Below are 1,074 nucleotides of genomic sequence, written 5' to 3'. Positions count from 1 at the left end.
GAGAATGAAGAAAGCTTCGGCTTAATAGAAATACAAGAAGCTACTTTTAAAGTGGCTTCTTGCTTTATAATGAAAAAAATTAATATCCTTTCATAGCCTCAATGAACAACATTCTCTTCCATATATATTTTAATTATTTTTTATTTCTTTCTTTAATCTTCTCAACTTCATTTTTTATATCCTCAGATACAACTACATCTATATTACCTTTATATTTCTTATATTCTTGGAATAACATATTTGCATTTTGGTTAAATGTCATGAGGGTTCCACTAGGCGATTCCGTCTGTTCCTTTAAAGATGTAATGGTCCCATACATTTTTTTGTATTCATCATAAAGTTCTTTATACTTATCTGGATTTTCTTTTGCAGCTTCAGAAACAGTTTTTAATTGACCTTCCATATCACTATATATGACAGAAGCTTGAGAAATCATTGAATCATATGATTTTTTCTTAGCATTTACAGCTATATTAAAGTCTCGACGGTTATCGATTGCTTTCGACCAAGCATCCGAATACTCTGGTAAAACCATCTCAGCAACAAACCCCATTAATCCTATATTATTATAAAATTCCGCTGCGGCTTGAACATAACTAGCCTCACGTTTCTTCTTCTCTTCTGCTTCTTTAGCATTTTTTTGTAATACATTCATACTCACAAGGGCTATAATAATCACAATAACCCCTAGAATTCCCCCGATTATCTTTTTGTTCATGTTAATTCCTCCATTTATGCATAATTGTTAAATTGTATTTAGGAAGGCAAAATAAAAGCACTCATTCGAGTGCCTTTAACTATTTAACTATTCAACTTTTAATTTAATTTCTTTGCCTGTCATGCCGCCACGAGCTTTTAAAACTAATCCTTGTGCGTCAGCAGGAACGTCAAAGATGATTTTACCTGTTTGAGATAAACCAGGGTTAAGTTGTTTTAAGAAGAAATCAGACTGACCGCCGTTACCTACATCGAAAGCTGTTTGAGCTTGTGTAGAGTACGTAAATTCACGATCTTTATTATCAACTAATTTGAAGCTGTTAGCATCAACAGTAATAGCATCTTTTTGATTGTTTG

2 protein-coding genes are annotated in these 1,074 nt (G+C 32.4%); both read right to left on the bottom strand.

From position 1 onward, the window contains the following. Nucleotides 1-133: 133 nt before the first annotated feature. Nucleotides 134-718 carry a hypothetical protein gene (locus KI356_RS25845; protein ID WP_212936870.1) on the bottom strand — a complete coding sequence of 195 codons (585 nt, stop codon included), beginning with the start codon at nucleotides 716-718 and terminating at the stop codon, nucleotides 134-136. An 87-nt stretch (nucleotides 719-805) separates the two neighbouring features. Then, nucleotides 806-1,074: DUF4352 domain-containing protein (locus KI356_RS25840; protein WP_212936869.1), on the bottom strand; the 269-nt coding region annotated here is incomplete at its 5' end.

The sequence above is a fragment of the Bacillus hominis genome (assembly GCF_018332515.1).
Classification (GTDB): domain Bacteria; phylum Bacillota; class Bacilli; order Bacillales; family Bacillaceae_G; genus Bacillus_A; species Bacillus_A hominis.
This window is presented reverse-complemented; position numbering and strand designations above follow the sequence as displayed.

What these genes read in the sequence shown, in the direction of transcription:
- KI356_RS25845 (WP_212936870.1), bottom strand. Translation starts at nt 718, where the DNA reads ATGAACAAAAAGATAATCGGGGGAATTCTAGGGGTTATTGTGATTATT.